The following is a 20,404-nucleotide window of genomic DNA, read 5'->3' on the forward strand; positions in this document are numbered from 1 at the left end:
ATCATACCGGCAGTCCGACTGGCGTCCAAGTTGGCTAACCGACATAAGTCAGCACAATTCGGGGCTGTTGTTCGCGCCCCATGGCAGTTAGCTTTCAATTGCATAACTTTTCAAGCGATCTTCAGCCAGAATCGCATGCGGTCGTTTGTTTTGTTTCAATTCCGACATGAAAAGCTGTTAGTGTTCGTGCTTTTCGGACGCCAAGGACGCCGGCACTCGAAGCGAAGTTCGCTTTTTGAGGATGTCTGGCGGGCTAATTTGAGCGGTGGCTTGCCGCTGAAGTCCGCACCGCATGACCGCTGGTAGCCGTAACTACCGGCATCGATATCACATTCCATGAAAAGAAATTGTATGGCTTTGCGTCGCGTGGCAACGGCGCTGCTGGTGGCTGGCCTGGTCACCGCGCAGACAGCACAGGCAGATGTGACACTGAATTTCGTGAACGCTGACATCGACCAGGTCGCCAAGGCGATCGGCGCTGCTACCGGCAAGACGATCATCGTCGATCCGCGAGTGAAGGGGCAGCTGAACCTCGTCTCCGAAAACAGTGTCCCTGAAGATCAGGCTCTGAAGACTTTGCAGTCCGCGCTGCGCATGCAGGGCTTCGCGCTGGTGCAGGATCATGGCGTGTTGAAGGTCGTGCCGGAGGCGGATGCCAAGCTGCAAGGCGTGCCGACCTACGTCGGTAATACGCCGACCGCGCGCGGCGACCAGGTGGTCACGCAGGTCTTCACACTAAGGAACGAATCGGCCAACAACCTGTTGCCGATCCTGCGTCCGCTGATTTCTCCGAACAATACCGTTGCGGCCTACCCGGCCAACAACACGATCATCGTGACCGATTACGCCGACAACGTGCGGCGAATCGCGCAGATCATCGCGGGTGTCGATAGCGCAGCGGGTCAGTCCGTCGCGGTCGTGCCGCTGAAGAATGCGAACGCGATCGATATCGCCCAGCAGATGGGCAAGATGCTCGACCCGGGCTCGATCGGCAGCACCGACGCGACGCTGAAGGTCTCGATCTCGTCCGATCCGCGCACCAACTCGCTATTGATCCGCGCGTCGAATCCCGCGCGTCTCGCGTCCGCGAAGGAACTCGCGAAGCAGCTCGACATGCCGACCACGATGCCGGGCAATATCCACGTCGTGCCGTTGCGCAACGCGGATGCGACGAAGCTCGCGCGCACGCTGCGCAGCATGCTCGGCAAGGGCGGCGGTGGCGACAGCGGCTCGTCGGCCAGCTCGAACGACGCCAATTCGTTCAACCAGAATGGCAGTGGTGGCGGTGGCGGTCTGGGTGGCGGCACTTCGACGGGCGCGTCCGGTACGCCGCCGCTGCCGTCGGGCGGTCTTGGCGGCGGCTCGTCGATTTCCTCGCCATTGAGCGGCGGATCCGGCGGCTCGAACGGCAATAACGACGGCTTCGGCAACGACAAAGGCAAGAGCGACACCGACCAGGGCGGCGGCATGATCACCGCCGACCCCGCGACCAACTCGCTGATCATCACCGCGGCCGAACCGGTCTATCGCAATCTGCGCGCGGTGATCGACCAGCTCGACGCGCGTCGCGCACAGGTTTATATCGAGGCGCTGGTCGTCGAGCTGAATTCGAACACGAATGCGAACCTTGGTATCCAGTGGCAGATCGCGAATAACTCGCTGTTTGCCGGCACCAATCTGCAGGCACCGGGCAGTGCCGCCAACAGCATCATCAATCTGACTGCGGCGGCGGCGGTTGGCAGCGCGACCGGCGGCGCCGGCCTCGCCGGGGCACTCGCGGGCGCGACTGGCGGCCAGGCGTTGCAACAAGGCCTGAACGTCGGCTGGATTCACAACATTTTCGGTGTGCAGGGACTCGGCGCGCTGCTGCAGGCGCTGTCGCAGACTTCCGACGCGAACGTGCTGTCCACGCCTAACCTGATTACGCTGGACAACGAAGAGGCGAAGATCGTCGTCGGTACCAACGTGCCGATCCAGACCGGTTCGTACTCGAACCTCGCGAGCGGTAACACGAGCGCGGCGTTCAACACGTTCGACCGCGTCGATGTCGGTCTGACGCTGCACGTGAAGCCGCAGATCACCGACGGCGGCATCCTGAAGCTGCAGCTCTATACCGAAGACTCGGCGATCGTGACCGGTACGAACAACGCGACGACGAACCCGTCGGGCCCTGAATTCACGACGCGTTCGATCCAGTCGACCGTGCTGTGCGATAACGGCGAAATCATCGTGCTCGGTGGCCTGATGCAGGACAACTATCAGGTCAGCAACAGCAAGGTGCCACTGCTCGGCGACATTCCGTGGCTCGGCCAGCTGTTCCGCTCGGAACAGAAGACGCGCGCCAAGACCAACCTGATGGTGTTCCTGCGCCCGGTCATCATCAGCGACCGCGGCACCGCTGAAGCCGTCACGTCGAACCGCTACGACTACATCCAGGGTGTGCAGGGCGCGTACAAGTCGGATAACAATCTGATCAAGGATCGCGACGATCCGGTCGTGCCGCCGATGCCGCTCGGCCCGAGCCAGGGTGCGGACCCGGCGCTGAATCTGTTCGATCTGAACCAGATGCGTCGTCAGCAGGCTGCACCGCAGCAGGCACCACAGCAAATCCAGCCGCGGACCGTCGAACCGGCTCAGCAGGCCGTGCCGCAAACGGTGCAGCCGCAACAGCAGGTGACGCCGCAGACTATGCCGCAGGCGGTCACCGTCGGCCCGGCTATCAGCACGGTGCCTAGCACTGTTTCACCGGGAGCGCGTCCGTGACGCAGTCGTCCGCGCAATCGCAGCACACGCAAGGTGCCGATGGGGCCGCCGCGACGGGCGAGCGCGTCGCGCCCTCGCCGCTCGCCGCGCGGCTCGTGCCGTACGGCTTTGCGCGCAGCGGTCAGATTCTCGTCGCGCATCAGCACCCCGATAGTCTCGAAGTCTGGATCAGCGAGCGCACGAGTGATGCCGCGCTTGCCGAAGTCGCGCGCAATTACGGCGCGGTATCGGTCGTGCGCGTGCCCGCCGACGAACTCGCGCAGGCGATCAATACTGCGTACGCGCGCCAGGATGGCAGCGCGGCGCAGGTGGTCGGCGAAGTGGAAGGCGAAGTCGATCTGTCGCGTCTGATGCAGGACATCCCCGAGGTCGAGGATCTGCTCGAATCGGAAGACGACGCGCCGATCATCCGCATGATCAACGCGCTGCTCACACAAGCGGCGCGCGAGCAGGCATCGGATATTCATATCGAACCGTTCGAGAATGCGTCGGTGGTGCGCTTCCGTGTCGACGGTACGCTGCGTGATGTCGTGCGGCCGAAAAAAGCACTGCACGGCGCGCTGATCTCGCGGATCAAGATCATGGCGCAGCTCGATATCGCGGAGAAGCGTCTGCCGCAGGATGGTCGTATCACGCTGCGCGTCGGCGGCCGTCCGGTCGACGTGCGGGTATCGACACTGCCGACCGGTCACGGCGAGCGCGCGGTGCTGCGTCTGTTGGAAAAGGATGCGACGCGGCTCAATCTCGAAGCTCTCGGCATGGGCGCCGACACGCTCGGCAAGTTCGACAAGCTGATCGGCAAGCCGCACGGCATCGTGCTCGTCACAGGCCCGACCGGCTCGGGTAAAACGACCACGCTATACGCGTCGATGTCGCGGCTCGAAACGGCAACGACCAACATCATGACGGTCGAAGATCCGATCGAATACGACCTGTCGGGCATTGGCCAGACTCAGGTCAACGAGCGGATCGGCATGACCTTCGCGCGCGCGTTGCGCTCGATTCTGCGTCAGGACCCGGACGTGATCATGATCGGCGAAATCCGCGACCTCGAAACCGCGCAGATCGCGGTGCAGGCGTCGCTGACCGGTCACCTGGTGCTCGCGACGCTGCACACGAACGATGCGGCCTCGGCCGTTACGCGTCTGACCGATATGGGCGTCGAGCCGTATCTGCTCGCGTCATCGCTGCTCGGCGTGCTCGCGCAGCGGCTGGTGCGGCGTCTGTGTCCGCACTGCAAGGAAGAACGTACCGAGGAAGACGGTCGCAAGCGCTGGCATCCGGTCGGTTGCGATCGCTGCGGTCATTCCGGTTATGCAGGACGTCGCGGCGTGTACGAACTGCTGCTGATCGACGAAACGATTCGCACGCTGATCCATCGCAACGCGGCGGACGCGGAAATTCTCGAAGCCGGCCGCGCGGAAGGTATGCATACGTTGCGTGAAGATTCGGAGCGCTGGCTCGATTCGGGACTGACGTCGCTCGAAGAAGTGATACGCGTGACGGGCGGAGCATAAGCGCATGCCGGCATTTCGTTTCGAAGCAATCGATGCGGCGGGCAAGGCGCAAAAAGGCGTACTCGACGCGGACAGCGCACGCAGCGCGCGTACCAATCTGCGCTCGCAAGGGCTGACGCCGCTCGTCGTCGAACCGGCGGCCGCGCGCACGCGCGGCGAGCGCAATCAGCGCCTCGCATTCGGGCGCCGTCTGTCGCAGCGCGAGCAGGCGATCCTGACCCGGCAACTCGCGAGTCTGCTGATCGCGGGTCTGCCGCTCGACGAAGCGCTGTCGGTGCTCACCGAGCAGTCGGAGCGCGATTACATTCGCGAACTGATGGCGTCGATTCGCGCCGAAGTGCTCGGCGGTCATTCGCTCGCCAACGCGCTGCATCAGCACCCGAAAGATTTCCCCGAGATTTATCGGGCGCTCGTCGCGGCCGGCGAGCACACGGGCAAGCTCGGTCTGGTGCTGTCGCGTCTCGCCGACTACATCGAGCAACGCAATGCGCTGAAGCAGAAGATCGTGCTTGCGTTCACGTATCCGGCGATCGTCACGCTGATCGCATTCGGCATCGTGACGTTCCTGCTGAGTTATGTGGTGCCGCAGGTCGTCAACGTATTCGCGAGCACGAAGCAGCAATTGCCGTTTCTGACCATCCTGATGATGGCGTTGTCCGGCTTCGTACGGCATTGGTGGTGGGCGATGCTGATCGGCGTCGCGGTGCTCGTGTACCTTGTGCGCTCGACATTGAAGCAGGCGGGTCCGCGTCTCGCGTTCGACCGCTGGCTGCTCGGCGCGCCTCTGCTCGGCAGGCTCGTGCGCGGCTACAACACCGTGCGCTTCGCGAGCACGCTCGGTATTCTGACGGCCGCCGGCGTGCCGATTTTGCGCGCGCTGCAGGCCGCCGCCGAAACGCTCAGCAACAACGCGATGCGCGAGAACATCGACGATGCGATCGTGCGCGTGCGCGAAGGCACGTCGCTGTCGCGCGCGCTCGGCAATACGAAGACGTTTCCGCCGGTGCTCGTGCACCTGATCCGTTCGGGTGAGGCGACCGGTGACGTGACGACGATGCTCGATCGCGCGGCCGACGGCGAAGCGCGCGAACTCGAACGCCGCACGATGTTCCTGACGAGCCTGCTCGAACCGCTGCTGATTCTGGCGATGGGCGGTGTGGTGCTGGTGATCGTGCTGGCGGTGATGATGCCGATCATCGAGTTGAACAACCTCGTGCAGTAGGCGATAAGCAATAAGCGGTAAGCGGTAAGTGCGGGTAAGAAAGGGAAAGGCATCCGCGATTGCGCGGCGGGTCGGTGAGGCCGCACGATTCGTGGAATTTGCTGAAGTGGGCTTTGCAGCGAAGTGTCGTGAGTAAAGCAGCGGCTGCAAGCGACAGAGGCAAAGCGGCGGAAGCAGCGAAGCAAAGCCGCTAAAGAAAAGCCGCTGAAGCCATCAGGCAACAGCGGCTGTGCAGGCGAACAACGACGAAGCAAACACCGGCTGAACGCCGGGTTCGCTCCGCTTCAGCGCACGTAGATGGTAGGACCGGCCGCGTTGGGGGGCAGGAAGATTTCGGAATGCGCGCCGTTGCGGTCGATGATGATCGAGCGGGCGCGGACTTCGGAGAGCTTGGTGCCTTGCATCAGCGCGCTGCCGAGCGATACCGCGTGAGGCGGTTCGCCGCCGACGCTGACGATCGCCGCGGCGCCTTCGCTCAACGCGAGGATGCCGAACAGATGGATGTCCTGATTGACGTTGCGCTGCAGCTGCCCGCCGAACAGCGTCGCGGCCTGTTCGGTCGAGGGCTGCGGGCGCGCGGCGGCGGCCGGCAACGGCGCGCCGGACATCGTGGTGAGCGTGATGACCCAGTAGGTCAATGTCGCGCAGAAAACGGCGAACAGCGCGAGGGACAGGAGGCGGATTTGGATAGCGTTCATGCGCACATTGTACGGACTATTGTGAAAATTGCGGTGGGTTGAAACCCTTCAACTGCATGACATTAAAATGATCGGCCCGGCGTGTTCAATTACAGCCAGAGCCGAGTAATTTCACCTGAAAAGAGGTAAGTAAGCTATGCAACTGTCGACCATTCGCCGCACTGACAACGCGGCTTCGCGCAGCCGTCGTCAGCGCGGTTTCACGCTGATCGAAATCATGGTCGTGATCGCGATTCTCGGCATTCTCGCCGCGCTGATCGTGCCGAAGATCATGAGCCGTCCAGACGAAGCGCGGCGTGTTGCCGCCAAGCAGGACATCGGCACCGTGATGCAGGCGATGAAGCTTTATCGTCTCGACAACGGCCGCTATCCGACTCAGGAGCAAGGCCTGCGCGCGCTGATCGAAAAGCCGAGCACCGACCCGGTGCCGAACAACTGGAAGGACGGCGGCTACCTCGAGCGTCTGCCGAACGATCCGTGGGGCAATGCCTATCAGTATCTGAATCCGGGCGTGCACGGCGAGATCGATGTGTTCAGCTACGGCGCCGATGGCAAACCGGGCGGCGAAGGCAACGATGCCGACGTCGGCTCCTGGCAATAAGTCCGTATCGGATACCTGGAAGTCACCTGATGTTCCCGCACGCGAGCGCTTCGTTCCCCGTATTTTCCGCATGGCCATCGGCCGCGCGGTGTGGCGAAGCGAGCGTGCTTCACCGATACGTTGCTGTTTGATTTTTCGTTGATCGTCGATGGCCGGCACTATGCGCATGTCCGCTTGCAAGTCCCCCGTGGACACTCTGTGTACGGCTTCGCGGCCGCGCATGGAGTGCGCCGGCGTGCGGCAATCGCCGCCGGCGTCTGCGATGCGCGCAAGCCGCAGTCGTCGGCGCGCGGCCGGCTTCACGCTGCTCGAAATGATGGTCGTGCTGGTGATCGCGGGCCTGCTCGTATCGCTGACCGCGGTGACGATGACCCGCAATCCGCGCACCGATCTGAACGAGGAAGCGCAGCGTCTCGCGCTGCTGTTCGAATCCGCCGGCGACGAAGCGCAGGTGCGCGCGCGGCCGATCGCGTGGCAGCCGTACGAAGGCGGCTTCCGTTTCGATCAGCACACGCAGGATGGCTGGCGTCCGCTGCACGACGATCTGCTCGGCCCGCGTCAGTGGGAAGGCGGTGTGACCAGTGTCGCAATCAGCTACCCGGGCTCGGATTCGCAAGCCGATCGCATCGTGTTCGGCACCGAGGCGATCGACGTACCGGTCGAAGTCACGCTGTTTTCGGCGGCCGGCCAGGTGAAGATCGTCAGCACCGGCAATGGCCGCTACGAGGTGCGCTGACATGCGAATGCGTCGTCGCGGAACTACTCGAGCCCCTTCCCTCCTGCCGATGCATCGGATCTCGCGTCGCTCGCAGCGCGGCTTCACGATGATCGAAGTGCTGGTCGCGCTCGCGATCATCGCGGTCGCGCTCGCCGCTTCGCTTCGCGCGGTCGGCAGTCTCGCGACCGGCGAGGCCGATTTGCACCGGCGTCTGCTCGCCGGCTGGAGCGCGGACAATACGCTCGCGCAATTGCGTCTGACGCATTCATGGCCGAACGTCGGCGACACGAGTTTCGATTGCTCGCAAGGCAATCTGCAATTGCTCTGTACCGAGCATGTGACGGCGACGCCGAATCCGGTGTTTCGCCGCGTTGAAGTGGTGGTGACGATGCCTGGGCGCTCCACCAATCTCGCCCAGATGGTCACGGTGGTCGCGAATGAAAACAACCGCTCGCTCTGAGCGCCGCCGCCGTTCCGGCGCACGCGGCTTCACGCTGATCGAACTGCTGGTCGCGATCGCGATCCTTGCGGTGATCGCGGTGTTGTCATGGCGCGGGCTCGATCAGATCATCCGCGGCCGCACGACAATCACGAACGCGATGGAAGACGAGCGCGTGTTCGCGCAGCTGTTCGACCAGATGCGTATCGACGCGCGCCAGGCCGCCAGCGACGACGAAGCCGGCGGCGAGGCCGCGATTTCCGTATCAGGCAACACGCTGCAGATCGTGCGACATATGGTGCTGCCCGGCACGGCGCCGCGTCTGCAGGTGGTGCGCTATCAGATCTCGACCGGGCATGTGGTGCGCTATGCGTCGCCGCCGCTCGGCAATGCCGGCGAATTGCGGCGCGCGCTGCACGGCAGCGACGAAGGCTGGAGCGTGGTGCCGCTGATGGGCGGCGTCGGCGCGATCACGGCGCGCCTGTACGTGCCGAAGGTCGGCTGGACTACGCAGATGGACGACGTGCAGAGCGCGATAATCGAGGGTGTCAACAATCTGAAGGTGCCGCAGCTCGGCAATGCGCCGCTCGCGCGCGCGGTGAGCGGGCTCGAGGTCAGCATCGGCGCGACGTCGCTCGCGCGGCCGATCAAGCGCGTTTTTCTGGTGGGGGAATGAGATGACGTTCTCCTCGTTGTTCAGATCGCGGATTGCGGCGGGTGCCCGAACTGCCGGGCGCAACGCGCGCCGCAAGCACGTACATGGGCGTGTTCATGAGCGCGGCGCCGCCATCATCAGCGCGCTGCTGGTCGTCGCGCTGTCCGCGATTCTCGTGTCCGGGATGCTGTGGCGCCAGCAGGTGCAGATTCGCCGCATCGAAAATCAGCGCCTGCTTTCGCAGGCGCAATGGGTCGCGCGCGGCGCGCTCGACTGGACGCGGCTGATCTTGCGCTCCGAAGGCGATACGTCGGCGGGCATCACGTATCTGGGCGGGCTGTGGGGCGTGCCGATCGCGAAGACGCGCCTGTCGGATTTTCTTGGCCAGATCGGCGAGGTACGCGCGGAGGAAGGCGCGGCTACGTATCTGTCCGGGTCGATCGAAGATGCGCAGGCGAAGTTCAATCTGCGCAATCTCGTCGCGAGCCCGGCGCCCGGTGTGATCCAGCTGAGCGCGGAGCAGACCGCGGCGTATCAGCGCCTTTTGATCTCGCTCGGACTGAGCGGCCAGCTCGCCAAGGTGACCGCGCTGCAGGTGCGCGCGAGCCTGTCGCAATCGGCCACGCGCTTCCAGACCGGCACGTCGGCCAACGGCGCGACGTCGGCGAGCGGCGTGCCTGCGGTCGGCGGCGGCGGCGATACGACGGGCGGCAGCTTCACGAACCAGCCTGGCATTGGCGGCGAGGACGGCGACAATCCGAAGGTCGCGCCGCTGCTGATGACGAGTGTCGATTCGCTGCTCGACATTCCCGGCTACACGCCGGAAATGGTCGCGCGGCTGCGTCCGTTCGTCACCGTGCTGCCGACCACCACCGCGATCAATATGAACACCGCGTCGGCCGAGGTGATCGCGGCCGCCGTGCCGGGTATGAGCCTGTCGCAGGCGCAAGCGCTGGTCGCGCGCCGCCAGACCGTGTTTTTCCGCAATGTCGGCGACGTGCAGCTCGCGCTGACCGCCGCCGGTGTGCAATCGGTGTCGATCGATCCGAATCAGTTCGACGTCAATTCGAGCTATTTCGTGGTCCATGGCAACGTGCAGCACGAGCGCGCGGTCGTCGATCGTACGACGCTCGTGTATCGCGATCCGCTGACTCACACTACGCGTATCGTGCGAGTACAAGACCAACTTTGAACCACGCAATTCACAGAGAGAGTGGCCTTTGAGCACGCTGATCGTTCTACTGCCGCCACGTGATCCGGCGGTGCCATCGCAGGAATGGCAACTGCCCGAGCTGCCGTTCACCCTGCTCGACAAGAGCGGGCGCACGCAGCGAGCGGGCCGCTCGGCGCTCGCGCTGCTGCCGCGCGCGAGCACGACGGTGCTGATGGTCGCCGCGCGCGACCTGCTGCTGATGCCGGCCATGCTGCCGCCGCTGCGCGGACCGAAGCTGCGCCAGGCGCTGCCGAATATCGTCGAGGATCAACTGATCCAGGATCCGCAGACCTGCCATATCGCGGTCGATCCGCAGCCGCTCGCCGATGGCCGGCAACTGCTCGCGATCGCCGATCGCGGCTGGTTCCGCTTCATTTGCGAGGCGTTCACGGCGGCCGGCCATCGCAGTTTGCGCGCGGTGCCGGTCACGCGTTGTCTGCCGCAGGCGGCTGTCGTCGAGACGTTGGCCGATGTTGCCGAGACGGCTGCGGCCGAGGTGCGCGAACCGGCGCTGGCCGGTGCGACTAGTGCTGCGGCTTCGCCGCCGGCCGACGCGCCGGTGCTCGCACCCGACGTGCCGTCGATCGTGCCGCTGGTGGCCGCAGTGCTTGGCGCCGTCGTGCAGACCGCGCCGGCGCTGCTGCTGGAAGGCGCGGTAGAAAGCGCGGTCGAAAGTGGCGTGCCGCGTGTCGAACTCGCGATTGCACGCGGTGCGCAGGGCGAAGGTTTCGCGGCGCCGGCCAACGCGGTGAACGCGACGCTCGCCGCGCTCGCGGGCGCGGCGCCGGTGTCGCTGTATATGCTGACCGAAGTGCCCGGTAACGAGCCGAGCCTCGCCGCGACGAGCCCCGGCCGGCTCGCCGCGCATGTCCACGGCGCGAGTCCGTTGCCGTTCGAACAGCTAGCGCGGCGCGCGCTCGAATGCCGCTTCGATCTGTGCCAGTTCGAATTCGCGTCGCAACCGTGGCGGCTCGATCGTGCGACGTTGCGGCGTCTGCGTCTGCCGATCGCACTGGCGGCCGCCGCGCTGATCATCGCGGTCATCGGCGCGAACGTGCAGTGGCTGATGCTCGCGCGTCAGCGCGACGCGATCAACACGCAGATGACGGAGCTGTTTCTCAATACCTTCCCGAAGACCACGGTCGTGCTCGATGCGCCGGATCAGATGTCGCGCCAGTTGCAGCAGCTGCGCGTCGCGGCGGGTGAACTGTCACCGGAAGATTTCCTGTCGCTTGCCGATGGTCTCGCGCGCTCGCTGTCGCCGCTGCCGGTCAACGGTATCGCCGCGCTCGATTATCACGAACATCGGCTCGACGTGACCTTCAAGCCGGAAGTCAAGGTCGACGCCGACTTCACGAAGCGCCTCGCGCGCAACGGCCTGAACGGCGCGATCGATAGCAGCACCGGCAAGTGGACCATCAGGAACGGACAATGAAAGCTGAACTCGCTCAAACCTGGGCTGCCTTCTGGGGCCAGCGCACCGATCGCGAAAAGGGGCTGCTGACATGGGGCGGCGGCGCGCTCGCGTTGGTGATCGTTTGGTCGCTGCTGTGGGCGCCGGCGCAGGACGCCCGCTCGCGTCTGAAGGAATCGCTGCCGAGCCTGCAGCGGCAACTCGCGCAAATGACCGCGCAGGCGAACGAGGCGCACTCGCTGGCGGCGGCCGCGCAAGGTGTCGCGCCGACCGGCGCGGCGCTGAAGGACGCGCTCACCGCGTCGCTCGGTGAGCATGGCCTCGCCGCGACGCAGGTGCAGTTCGCCGGCAGCGCGGTGCAGGTGCAGATGAAGAACGCGTCGTTTCCCGCCTGGACCGCGTGGGTCGACGACGTGCGCCGGCAGTTCAAGGTGCAGGTTTCCGAGGCGCATATCACCGCGTTGAAAGACGACGGCCAGGTGGACCTGACGGTGTCGTTGCAGCCGTCGACCGCCAAATAAGAACGCGCCGCTCGCTACAGGATCTCGAATGAATTACTGGATGTGGCGCCTGCGTGTGGCGCTGCCGTGGCTGGTGGTCGCGGTGTTGTCGGTCGCGGCCGTGATGCTCGCGTTGCTGCCGGCTGCATGGATTACGCCGCAATTCGCGCGGCAAACGAACGGGCACGTGAACCTCGTCGATGCGGAAGGCTCGCTGTGGCACGGCTCGGCCACGCTGATGCTGGCCGCCGGCTCCGACATGAGCGCGGCGACGCTGCTGCCTGGCCGGATCGAATGGCATACCGCGTTCTGGCCGCTTTTCACCGGACGCGTGCGGATGGTCATGCGGCAAAGCGAGGCGATGCCCGATCCGATCACGGTCGATGCGACGCCGCGCGGCGCGACGGTCACGCCGGGTGCACTCGCGGTGCCCGCGTCGCTGCTCGCCGGGCTCGGTGCGCCGTTCAATACGCTCGATCTGCAGGGCAACGTGCTGCTGTCGTGGACCGATTGGCGCAGCTTCAGTGGCAAAGCGTTCGGTCAGCTGACGATGACGCTGGACGACGTGAGTTCGCGAGTTTCGCTGGTCAAGCCGCTCGGCTCGTACCGGGTGAAATTTCAGGCGCAGGGGACGTCGTCGGCGCTCGATCTGACGACGATCAAGGGACCGTTGATGCTGAACGGCAACGGCACCGTGTCTTCCGCGTCGACGTCGTTTCATGGCACCGCGAGCGCCGCGCCGGAGCAGCACGACAATCTCGCCGGCTTGCTGAATCTGCTGGGCCGGCCGAGCGGACCGGATACGGTGACGCTGACGTTCGTGCATTGAGCGGCGCGCGGATGCGCGCGTGGCACGCGTAGGGTGGATGAAAAAAGAGGCATGGCCGCGGGTTCGCGGTCATGCCTCTTTTGTCTGGTGCGGTTCGATTCGATTGTGGTTCGATTTGCGCCGCGTTTGCGTGGGCGGCTTGACGATTGCTGCAGCGAGCACTGCGGTGGTTGCTGCTGGGGATGCCGGCGTTGGCGAGATGACCTTCTCCGCTTTGTCTGCCGCACCCGTCAGCTCTGCGTGCGTGCGGCTTTCGCTCGCGACCAGTGTGGTGGCGCTATTTACTCTGCGATTGCAGCAACTGCGACTGCGGCACCGGGTTTTGCGCGAGCGGCGTGGCTGCCATTGCCGCCTCCTTCCTATTCGCCGCGGTGGCAACCACTGGAGGGACTGCGGCAGCAGCAGGCGCGGACGCTGGCAATGGCGCCGGAGCCGCCACATCACCCGTCTCGCGATTCATCTGCGACGCATCCCAGCCGCCGCCGAGCGCCTTCACGAGACCCACCGACGACACCATCCGCTGCCCCGCGATGCTTTCGAGCTTCTGCTCGGCGATGAACGCGGTAGTCTGCGCGGTCAGCACATTGACGTAGCCCACCGTGCCGGCCTTGTACTCGTTCGTGACGATCGTGAGCGCCTGGCGCGCCGAGTCGACCGCCTGGCGCTGCACGACGATTTCCTGTTCGAGGATACGCAGTGAAGCAAGGTTGTCCTCGACGTCCTGGAACGCGGCGAGCACGGTTTGCCGATAGGCCGCGACATCCGCGTCGTAGGTGGCGCGAGCGGCGTCGGTTTGCGCCTTGCGCAGGCCAGCGTCGAAGATCGTTCCGGCGAGTTGCGGGCCGAGCGTCCAGAAGCGCGACGGCGCGGTCAGCAGTTGCGAGAACACCGAGTTTTCGAAGCCGCCGTTGGCGGACAAAGTAAGCGATGGGAAGAACGCGGCGATCGCCACGCCGATCTGCTCGTTCGCCGCCGCGGCCTTGCGTTCCGCCGACGCGATGTCCGGACGCCGCTCGAGCAGCGCGGACGGCATCTGCGCGGGCACGACGGGCGGCGTCGCGGTGAGCGGCATCGGCGGCAGCGAGAACACCGACGCTGGCACGCCTATCAGCACCGCGATCGCATGCTCGTCCTGCGCGCGCTGCACGCCGTTGTCGATCGCGGAGGCTTGCGCCGATTGCAGTTGCGTTTGCGCCTGAATCACGTCCGAACGCGCGGCGACGCCGGCCGCGTACTGGTTCTGCGTGAGTTGCAGCGAGCGCTGATAGGCTTCGAGGGTGTCGTCGAGCAGCTTTTGCGTGGAATCGAGCGCGCGCAGCGCGAAGTAGGTCTGCGCGAGCGTGGCCTGCGCGGACAGGCGCGCGTTTGCGAGGTCGGCGGCCGCGCCCTGCTGGCCGGCTTTCTGCGCGTTCACCGTGCGCGTGACCGAACCCCACAGGTCGGGCTCCCAGCTCGCGTCGAGTTCGAGGTTGAAACTGTTGCTAATGCCCGCGCGACGTGTCGGGGTGGTCGAGTTGCCCGTGGACGACACGCCGCTGCCGGAACGCGTCGCACCCGCCGAAGCACCGATCGTCGGGAAGTACGCGGCGCGTGCCTCACTGACGAGCGCGCGCGCCTGCCGGTAGGTCGCGGCGAATTGCGCAACGGTCTGGTTCGCGGTGTTCAGTTTGTCTTCGAGTTCGTTGAGCTTCGGGTCCTCGTAGATCGTCCACCAGTCGCCGCGATCGTGCTGATCGGCGGGTTGCGCGACTTTCCAGCCGGGCGCGGCTTCCTTGAACGACGCGGGAATCTCGGTGGCCGGCCGCTGATAGTTGGGACCGACCGCGCAGGCGGCGATAAGCGTCGCGCAGGCCGCGCTCACGGCGAGGGTCAGGGCGCGCGGCGCAAGCAGCCGCGCGCGCGAGATTCGATCAGACTGCATGCAATGAATTCCTTCTGGACGCCGCGATGCGGCCGATAGCGGCGCCATCGCCCGGGCGAGATCTTGGTCTGCCGGAATGTTAGCGTATGAGCCCGCGCGAACGCCCGAGCGCGGGAAACTGAAAGGTGAAAGGTTAATGTGCGGATGCACGCAGGTGTGTTACTGGCGACCACGCGATGGTTACGCGTTGTTACCGCGCGGCGCCGCGGCTTGCAGGTGTCAGATGGCTGAGGGCACGGAGGGGATCCGGTGCCTGGATTGAGTCCGCGAGTTAGACCGGCTCGTTAGGCGTGCGCCGTCGAATTCACGCGTTAATGCCGCGCATCGGCGCACTTGCTCTGCTGTCCCTGACGGCGTGCCAGCTTGCCGGCGCCTGCCCGGGACGACGCACCGCCGCGTGACTGGCAGGCCGTGCCGGCTATCGCGATGGACGTGCCAGTCGTGTTGTCTGCATTGACCGCGCTAACCGCTTTGACTGTCGCAATGGCGATACTTTTCGCGGCAACGGTGAGGGTTTGCTGGGCTACCACGTCGGGCAGCGCGAGGGGTCGCACGATCGCACTGCTTTCCACTACCGCTGCCGCCTTCTTCGCACGCTTCGTCTGCCGCCGATGCTCGACCCACGCGAACAGCGCGACCGCCACCGAGCCACCCGGCAGCACGATCAGCCCGGCGAACAATGCGAGCTTCCACCAGCGGTGCGGGCCGCGAAAACTGTTCAGAGCGGAATCGGTCAGTGAGCGGCTCAGGCCGCCAAGCGTGTTTTTGAGGTACAGCATCGGAGGAGAATCCTTTTTCGCGCGTCGCGGGCGCGACGTGCGGATGATCGGTCAGAACATGGTCTCGAAAGGCGCATCACGCGCGAAACTCATTGCCGAAGATAATATTGACTATGCAATCAAATTTCAAGATACTGTCGCGCATTCAGGGCCTCACTGTTGTTTTTTGAACTAGCGATATGTCGTGGCAATGAAATTTGACTTGTCTGTTTATTTGGCAGCTTATTTTCCTGCTTAGGCAGCTACACTTCGTTCCTGTTTGTGGATGGCGGATACCCAAATGGCCGATGGTCCATACAAAGCGGACGAGATCGAGCTGACGACGAGTCTCGGCTACTACCTGACGAAAGCGCGTAACGTGCTGGTCGAGCGCACCGACCGAGCAGTCAAACCACTCGGGCTGACCGCGCAGCAGATCGGCGTGATCCTGATGCTGTCGTCGCGGCGAGCGAGCACGCCGTTCGAGTTGTCGCGAGCGATGTCATACGACAGCGGCTCGATGACGCGTCTGCTCGATCGCCTTGAAAAGAAGGGCTTTATCGTGCGCTCGCGCAGCAATGACGACCGGCGCATGGTGAAGCTGGAGTTGACGCAGCAAGGGCACGACGCGGCGCGGCAGTTGCCGGCCCTGGGCGCGGCGGTGCTGAACGAGCAATTGCGTGGCTTTACCGCGGATGACCATGCGACGCTGATTCAACTGCTCAGCCGTTTCATCGCGAACGGTCTCGATGGCGAGGCCGGCATGTGCGGCGGGTTCGAGCGGCAACTGGACGAAGCGCAGGCAGCGTCGGTGAAGCTGCCGCCGGCACAAGGCGACGACGCTTAACGACGAGACACGAACAGCGGCACACGAGGGCGTTATTCAAAGGCGCCATTGGTTTCAGATATCTGTCTGGGCAGAGGATGTTTCGGCATATAAGCACGATGCTAACCACACGCGATAAAGCTGCCGCGACAAGCTTTCCCAATCGAGGAGAAGAATAGATGGATGCCACCGCTCCCAACGCTCCCAACGCTCCCAACGCTCCCAACGCTCCCAACGCTCCCAACGCTCCCAACGCTCCCAACGCTCCCAACGCTCCCAACGCCCCGCCGCCCGCGGCCGAGCCCGCGCCGCTGCAGGGCGGTGCGCTCGCGCTACTGACCGTCGGACTCGCGCTCGGCACCTTCATGGAGGTGCTCGATACCTCGATCGCGAACGTCGCGGTGCCGACCATTTCCGGCAGCCTCGGGGTCGCGTCGAGCCAGGGCACCTGGGTCATTTCGTCGTACTCGGTCGCGTCGGCGATCGCCGTGCCGCTGACCGGCTGGCTCGCGCGGCGTGTCGGCGAGGTGCGCCTTTTCACGTTGTCGGTGCTGCTCTTCACGATCGCGTCGGCGCTGTGCGGCTTCGCGCACAACTTCGAATCGCTGATCGCGTTCCGGCTCGCGCAAGGGCTCGTGTCCGGGCCGATGGTGCCGCTGTCGCAGACGATCCTGATGCGCTCCTACCCGCCCGCGAAACGCGGGCTTGCACTCGGCTTATGGGCGATGACGGTGATCTGCGCGCCGATTTTCGGCCCGGTGATGGGCGGCTACATCACCGATAACTTCACGTGGCCGTGGATCTTCTACATCAACGTACCGATCGGCCTGTTCTCGGCGTTCTGCTCGTATTTGCTGCTGCGCGGCCGCGAGACACGGACGACCCGGCAGCGCATCGACGCGGTCGGCCTCGTGCTGCTCGTGACCGGCGTTTCGTGTTTGCAGATGATGCTCGACCTCGGCAAGGATCGCGACTGGTTCAACTCGACCTTCATCGTGACGCTCGCGGTGATCGCGCTCGTCGCGATTGCGTTCCTGCTGGTGTGGGAGTTGACCGAGAAAGAGCCGATCGTCGATCTGTCGTTGTTCAAGGATCGCAATTTCGCGCTCGGCGTCGTGATCATCTCGTTCGGCTTCATGGCCTTCTTCGGCTCTGTGGTGATTTTCCCGTTGTGGCTGCAAACGGTGATGGGCTACACCGCGGGACTCGCGGGCTTAGCGACTGCGCCAGTCGGCCTGCTTGCATTGTTCCTGTCGCCGATGATCGGCAAGAACATGCATCGGTTGAATCTGCGCATGGTCGCGAGCTTTGCGTTCATCGTGTTCGCGATCGTGTCGTTGTGGAACTCGACGTTTACGCTCGATGTGCCGTTCGGTCAGGTGGTTTTGCCGCGGCTCGTGCAAGGTATCGGCGTCGCGTGTTTCTTCGTGCCGATGACGACGATCACGCTGTCGAGTGTGCCCGACGAGCGGCTCGCGAGCGCATCCGGTTTGTCGAACTTTTTCCGCACGCTGTCCGGCGCGATCGGCACCGCGATCAGCACGACGTTCTGGGAGAACGACACGATCTATCATCACGCGATGCTCGTCGATTCGGTCAACGCGTATTCATCGAATACCAACGCGTATACGAACGCACTCTCTGGTGCGGGATTCGCCGGCGACAGCCTGACCGCGCAGTTGAATCAGGTGGTGACCAGTCAGGCTTATATGATGGCCACCAACGATTTCTTCCGTATTTCGTGCGTGGCGTTCGTGGTGCTCGCGGTCCTGGTGTGGATCACGAAGCCGCGTAAGGGCGCGGGGCCTTCGATGGGGCATTGATGACGTGAATCCGTGATGCGCGGTGTGGCGAACGAACGCGCACGTGCTCAAGCACCGCGCTTTAGTTCGCCGAGTTAGCTCGGCGCTTCATTCGCATCCACACGAACTACTACTGCGACATCGCCTCGCCATTGTTGGGTGTCGTGGCCGGCTTGCCTGGCATCACTTCCGGATGCGTTGCATCGGGAGCGGCCTGCGATGGCACGGCGCCGGCCTGCGCGGTACTGGCGCCCGCGCCTCTCACATACTGCTTGAAATCGGCGCCCGCCTCCCATGGATTCGGTTTGCAGCCGAGCGAACCATCGCAATGCGCGGAAAAGCCGATCGTCGCGGTGCCATCCGGATTCACGGCGCGCGTGATCTGATACGCGAGCGCGCGCTTGCCGCCATCAGGGCCGGCAGTCTGGATCAGCGAATCGGTGGCGATTTCGATCTTGTACTTCGAATGACTCGACACCCACGACTGTGCGCGTTGCCACCACAGATCGCATTCCGCTTTGTTCGAACACGTCAACGGTTTGGTCGCGACCTGCATGACATCCGGATCGACCTGCCCCTGGGTCGCGCACCCTGCCGTCGCCGCCAGACACAGCGCAGCTAACAGAGCTTTGTTGTTCACGTCGATACCTCCCGCTGTGGAGCGTGTCATATCAATTTGGACCACAGCGTCGAAGCGGTGTTTCATCCAGGTCAGAGAATCGCGAGAATGCGCGGAGAATTTGCCGATTTCTCGCGGGCATCGGCAATACGGCGCGTAGAGCTTACCTGCGCTCTATTCACGAACGATCGCGGCAAAGAAAAAGCGGCCACGTGGGCCGCTTTTCCTACTGCGATGCGCTCGCGGTTCGAACGCTCAGACGCTGAAGCGATTCAGCGTATACGCGCGATACGCGGCGACGAATGCGTCGAATGAACCGACTTCCTCGCGTTCGAGCTTCGCCTGTTCGTCGAGCGATTGCGTGGCGAGATCGGTGAACGTCTGGGTTTGCGCGGCATCGAGCGGACTCGCGCGGAAATACGCGGCGTGTGCTTCGCTTTGCGCGAGAGCGAACGCGATGAAGCTTTGCTGCTTGTCGCGCATCGTTTGCAGCACGCGCGCGGACGGCGTCAGCGATACGTCCGCGAGCTTCGCGCGTTGCGCGGCAACCGCACGCGCATGTTCGTCACCGCCATGCAGGTTGTCGAGCACGGCGGCTGCCGCATCGATTTTGACGAGCAGTTCGTTGGCCCAATCGAGCATCGCGATCGGCTTGCCATCGCGGATCAATTCAAGCCCAGGCTTACGGCCTTCCATCGTCACGCGGCCGAAATTCTGGTTCGCTTCGGCGCACGCGGGCGGCGGCAGCAGCGCGCTGTCGTCGAGTGCGCAGACGAGCAGATAGGCGTCGAGAAAGCGCGACGTCTCCAGCGAAATACCGGTCGGCTCGAACGGGTCGATGTCCATGCAACGCACTTCGACGTATTGCACGCCGCGCGCGGCGAGCGCATGCAACGGCCGTTCACCCGGATACGTGACGCGCTTCGGCCGGATCGTCGAATAGAACTCGTTTTCGATCTGCAGCACGTTGGTATTGATCTGTACCCACTCGCCGTTACGTTGCGTGCCGATCTGCTCGTAGGCCGGATACGGCTGGCTTACCGCTTTCGCGAGTGCGTCGAGATAACCGGGCAGCGTGTCGTAGTCCGCGCGCAGCGCCGCTTGCGCGGTGGTGTTCGAATAGCCGAGATCGCTCATGCGCAGGCTCGTCGCGTACGGGCGATACAGCGTGTCGGCATCGAGCGTGTCGAGCGTGTGCTGGCGATCGCGCAGGAAGCGCCGGTCGAGCGCGGGCGATGCGCCGAACAGATACATCAGCAGCCAGTTGGTGCGGCGGAAATTGCGAATCAGCGCGAGGTAGCGATCGGACTGGAAATCGACGGCGTTCGCGGTGGATTGCTGATCGGCGTGCAGCAGGCGCCACACCTCTTCGTTCAGCGAATAGTTGTAGTGGATGCCGGCAATGCACTGCATCGTGCGGCCGTAGCGCAGCGCGAGACCGATCCGATACACGTGCTTCAGTTTGCCGATGTTCGACGTGCCGTACGTCGCGATCGGAATGCCGTCGTCGGCGGCGGGCAACAGGCCCGGCATCGAGTTGTTCCACAGGATCTCGTCGCCGAGCTTTGCGTAGACGAAACGATGCAATGTGTCGAGTTGCGCGAGCGTATCGGCGACGTCCTGCTCGGCCGGCGTGATCAGTTCGAGCAGCGCTTCGGAGTAGTCGGTGGTCAGCGACGGATGCGTGAGCGCCGAGCCGAGCGCGCGCGGATGCGAGGTCATCGCAAGCTGCCCGTCGTGGGTCACGCGCAGGCTTTCCTTTTCGATGCCGCGCAGGCCGCGCGTCAGCACATCGCGCTGCGGTCCCGAGGTCAACACGGACAGGCGGTGCGAAAACGCGTCGGTCGTGCGGGAAGGTTTGGTGTTTGGCATTGATGCGAGTCGCGCGTTGCCGGCCGCTCTGTATCGC

The 20,404-nt window shown here is 64.2% G+C and carries 18 protein-coding genes; 13 read left to right on the plus strand and 5 right to left on the minus strand.

Going from position 1 to position 20,404, the window contains the following annotated elements; all coding sequences use genetic code 11:
- The first annotated feature begins 351 nt into the window (after positions 1-351).
- Genes gspD through gspF form a run of 3 tightly spaced genes read left to right on the plus strand, consistent with a single transcriptional unit; the run spans position 352 to position 5,502 of the window.
- Positions 352-2,763 carry a type II secretion system secretin GspD gene (gene gspD / locus L0U82_RS18615; protein ID WP_233832970.1) on the plus strand — a complete coding sequence of 804 codons (2,412 nt, stop codon included), beginning with the start codon at positions 352-354 and terminating at the stop codon, positions 2,761-2,763.
- Entirely contained in the window at positions 2,760-4,280 is a 1,521-nt protein-coding gene (gspE, locus tag L0U82_RS18620) for a type II secretion system ATPase GspE (RefSeq protein WP_326489735.1), read from the plus strand. The genes gspD and gspE overlap by 4 nt, the downstream gene beginning before the upstream one ends.
- Positions 4,281-4,284: 4 nt before the next feature.
- Positions 4,285-5,502 carry a type II secretion system inner membrane protein GspF gene (gene gspF, locus L0U82_RS18625; RefSeq protein ID WP_233832972.1) on the plus strand — a complete coding sequence of 406 codons (1,218 nt, stop codon included), beginning with the start codon at positions 4,285-4,287 and terminating at the stop codon, positions 5,500-5,502.
- 284 nt (positions 5,503-5,786) lie between these two features.
- Here the strand turns inward: gspF and L0U82_RS18630 are convergent, their stop codons facing one another.
- Positions 5,787-6,200, minus strand: coding sequence for a type II secretion system protein N (locus L0U82_RS18630; RefSeq protein ID WP_233832974.1), 414 nt, complete (start codon positions 6,198-6,200; stop codon positions 5,787-5,789).
- Between the two features lie 136 nt (positions 6,201-6,336).
- On the opposite strand from L0U82_RS18630, the gene gspG reads away from it, so the two are divergent.
- The 8 genes from gspG to L0U82_RS18670 all read left to right on the plus strand — a co-directional run bounded on the left by gspG (position 6,337) and on the right by L0U82_RS18670 (position 12,569).
- Positions 6,337-6,801 carry a type II secretion system major pseudopilin GspG gene (gene gspG / locus L0U82_RS18635; protein ID WP_233832976.1) on the plus strand — a complete coding sequence of 155 codons (465 nt, stop codon included), beginning with the start codon at positions 6,337-6,339 and terminating at the stop codon, positions 6,799-6,801.
- A gap of 148 nt (positions 6,802-6,949) precedes the next feature.
- Entirely contained in the window at positions 6,950-7,537 is a 588-nt protein-coding gene (locus L0U82_RS18640) for a GspH/FimT family pseudopilin (protein ID WP_233832978.1), read from the plus strand.
- A gap of 49 nt (positions 7,538-7,586) precedes the next feature.
- On the plus strand, positions 7,587-7,979 hold the full coding sequence (gene gspI / locus L0U82_RS18645) for a type II secretion system minor pseudopilin GspI (RefSeq protein WP_233832980.1): 393 nt from the start codon (positions 7,587-7,589) through the stop codon (positions 7,977-7,979).
- Complete coding sequence (locus L0U82_RS18650; RefSeq protein ID WP_233832982.1) at positions 7,957-8,634, plus strand: PulJ/GspJ family protein; 678 nt, start codon at positions 7,957-7,959, stop codon at positions 8,632-8,634. Before gspI ends, L0U82_RS18650 begins: the two co-directional genes overlap by 23 nt.
- Before the next feature lies 1 nt (position 8,635).
- Complete coding sequence (gene gspK / locus L0U82_RS18655) at positions 8,636-9,805, plus strand: type II secretion system minor pseudopilin GspK (protein WP_233832985.1); 1,170 nt, start codon at positions 8,636-8,638, stop codon at positions 9,803-9,805.
- 28 nt (positions 9,806-9,833) lie between these two features.
- Complete coding sequence (gspL, locus tag L0U82_RS18660; RefSeq protein ID WP_233832987.1) at positions 9,834-11,261, plus strand: type II secretion system protein GspL; 1,428 nt, start codon at positions 9,834-9,836, stop codon at positions 11,259-11,261.
- Positions 11,258-11,761, plus strand: a complete 504-nt coding sequence (gene gspM / locus L0U82_RS18665; protein WP_233832989.1) for a type II secretion system protein GspM — start codon at positions 11,258-11,260, stop codon at positions 11,759-11,761. Before gspL ends, gspM begins: the two co-directional genes overlap by 4 nt.
- Before the next feature lie 28 nt (positions 11,762-11,789).
- Positions 11,790-12,569, plus strand: a complete 780-nt coding sequence (locus tag L0U82_RS18670) for a type II secretion system protein N (RefSeq protein ID WP_233832991.1) — start codon at positions 11,790-11,792, stop codon at positions 12,567-12,569.
- 277 nt (positions 12,570-12,846) lie between these two features.
- Here L0U82_RS18670 and L0U82_RS18675 read toward each other — a convergent pair whose 3' ends face one another.
- Together L0U82_RS18675 and L0U82_RS18680 are read right to left on the minus strand one after the other, a co-directional pair.
- Positions 12,847-14,490 (minus strand): efflux transporter outer membrane subunit, encoded by a 1,644-nt coding sequence (locus L0U82_RS18675; RefSeq protein WP_233832993.1) that lies wholly within the window; start codon positions 14,488-14,490, stop codon positions 12,847-12,849.
- A 311-nt stretch (positions 14,491-14,801) separates the two neighbouring features.
- Entirely contained in the window at positions 14,802-15,269 is a 468-nt protein-coding gene (locus L0U82_RS18680; protein WP_233832995.1) for a hypothetical protein, read from the minus strand.
- Positions 15,270-15,549: 280 nt separating this feature from the next.
- Between L0U82_RS18680 and L0U82_RS18685 the strand changes: the two genes are divergently transcribed.
- The gene (locus tag L0U82_RS18685) at positions 15,550-16,095 is read left to right on the plus strand and encodes a MarR family winged helix-turn-helix transcriptional regulator (protein ID WP_233832997.1); all 546 of its coding nucleotides are present in this window, start codon (positions 15,550-15,552) and stop codon (positions 16,093-16,095) included.
- A 158-nt stretch (positions 16,096-16,253) separates the two neighbouring features.
- Positions 16,254-17,897: a DHA2 family efflux MFS transporter permease subunit gene (locus L0U82_RS18690; protein WP_233832999.1), complete on the plus strand. Its 1,644-nt coding sequence runs from the start codon at positions 16,254-16,256 to the stop codon at positions 17,895-17,897.
- 109 nt (positions 17,898-18,006) lie between these two features.
- Here L0U82_RS18690 and L0U82_RS18695 read toward each other — a convergent pair whose 3' ends face one another.
- Together L0U82_RS18695 and gshA are read right to left on the minus strand one after the other, a co-directional pair.
- Positions 18,007-18,516 (minus strand): hypothetical protein, encoded by a 510-nt coding sequence (locus tag L0U82_RS18695; protein WP_233833001.1) that lies wholly within the window; start codon positions 18,514-18,516, stop codon positions 18,007-18,009.
- Between the two features lie 234 nt (positions 18,517-18,750).
- The gene (gshA, locus tag L0U82_RS18700) at positions 18,751-20,367 is read right to left on the minus strand and encodes a glutamate--cysteine ligase (RefSeq protein WP_233833003.1); all 1,617 of its coding nucleotides are present in this window, start codon (positions 20,365-20,367) and stop codon (positions 18,751-18,753) included.
- Between the last annotated feature and the right edge of the window lie 37 nt (positions 20,368-20,404).

This window comes from Paraburkholderia sp. ZP32-5 (assembly GCF_021390495.1).
Classification (GTDB): Bacteria; Pseudomonadota; Gammaproteobacteria; order Burkholderiales; family Burkholderiaceae; genus Paraburkholderia.

Excerpts from the sequence above, each read along its gene's own strand:
- L0U82_RS18690 (WP_233832999.1), top strand. The coding sequence starts at position 16,254 with ATGGATGCCACCGCTCCCAACGCTCCCAACGCTCCCAACGCTCCCAAC.
- L0U82_RS18685 (WP_233832997.1), top strand. The coding sequence starts at position 15,550 with ATGGCCGATGGTCCATACAAAGCGGACGAGATCGAGCTGACGACGAGT.
- L0U82_RS18670 (WP_233832991.1), top strand. The coding sequence starts at position 11,790 with ATGAATTACTGGATGTGGCGCCTGCGTGTGGCGCTGCCGTGGCTGGTG.
- L0U82_RS18680 (WP_233832995.1), bottom strand. The coding sequence starts at position 15,269 with ATGCTGTACCTCAAAAACACGCTTGGCGGCCTGAGCCGCTCACTGACC.
- gspD (WP_233832970.1), top strand. The coding sequence starts at position 352 with ATGGCTTTGCGTCGCGTGGCAACGGCGCTGCTGGTGGCTGGCCTGGTC.
- L0U82_RS18650 (WP_233832982.1), top strand. The coding sequence starts at position 7,957 with ATGAAAACAACCGCTCGCTCTGAGCGCCGCCGCCGTTCCGGCGCACGC.
- L0U82_RS18630 (WP_233832974.1), bottom strand. The coding sequence starts at position 6,200 with ATGAACGCTATCCAAATCCGCCTCCTGTCCCTCGCGCTGTTCGCCGTT.
- gspF (WP_233832972.1), top strand. The coding sequence starts at position 4,285 with ATGCCGGCATTTCGTTTCGAAGCAATCGATGCGGCGGGCAAGGCGCAA.
- L0U82_RS18675 (WP_233832993.1), bottom strand. The coding sequence starts at position 14,490 with ATGCAGTCTGATCGAATCTCGCGCGCGCGGCTGCTTGCGCCGCGCGCC.
- gspK (WP_233832985.1), top strand. The coding sequence starts at position 8,636 with ATGACGTTCTCCTCGTTGTTCAGATCGCGGATTGCGGCGGGTGCCCGA.
- gspG (WP_233832976.1), top strand. The coding sequence starts at position 6,337 with ATGCAACTGTCGACCATTCGCCGCACTGACAACGCGGCTTCGCGCAGC.
- gspI (WP_233832980.1), top strand. The coding sequence starts at position 7,587 with ATGCATCGGATCTCGCGTCGCTCGCAGCGCGGCTTCACGATGATCGAA.
- L0U82_RS18640 (WP_233832978.1), top strand. The coding sequence starts at position 6,950 with ATGGCCGGCACTATGCGCATGTCCGCTTGCAAGTCCCCCGTGGACACT.
- gspM (WP_233832989.1), top strand. The coding sequence starts at position 11,258 with ATGAAAGCTGAACTCGCTCAAACCTGGGCTGCCTTCTGGGGCCAGCGC.
- gshA (WP_233833003.1), bottom strand. The coding sequence starts at position 20,367 with ATGCCAAACACCAAACCTTCCCGCACGACCGACGCGTTTTCGCACCGC.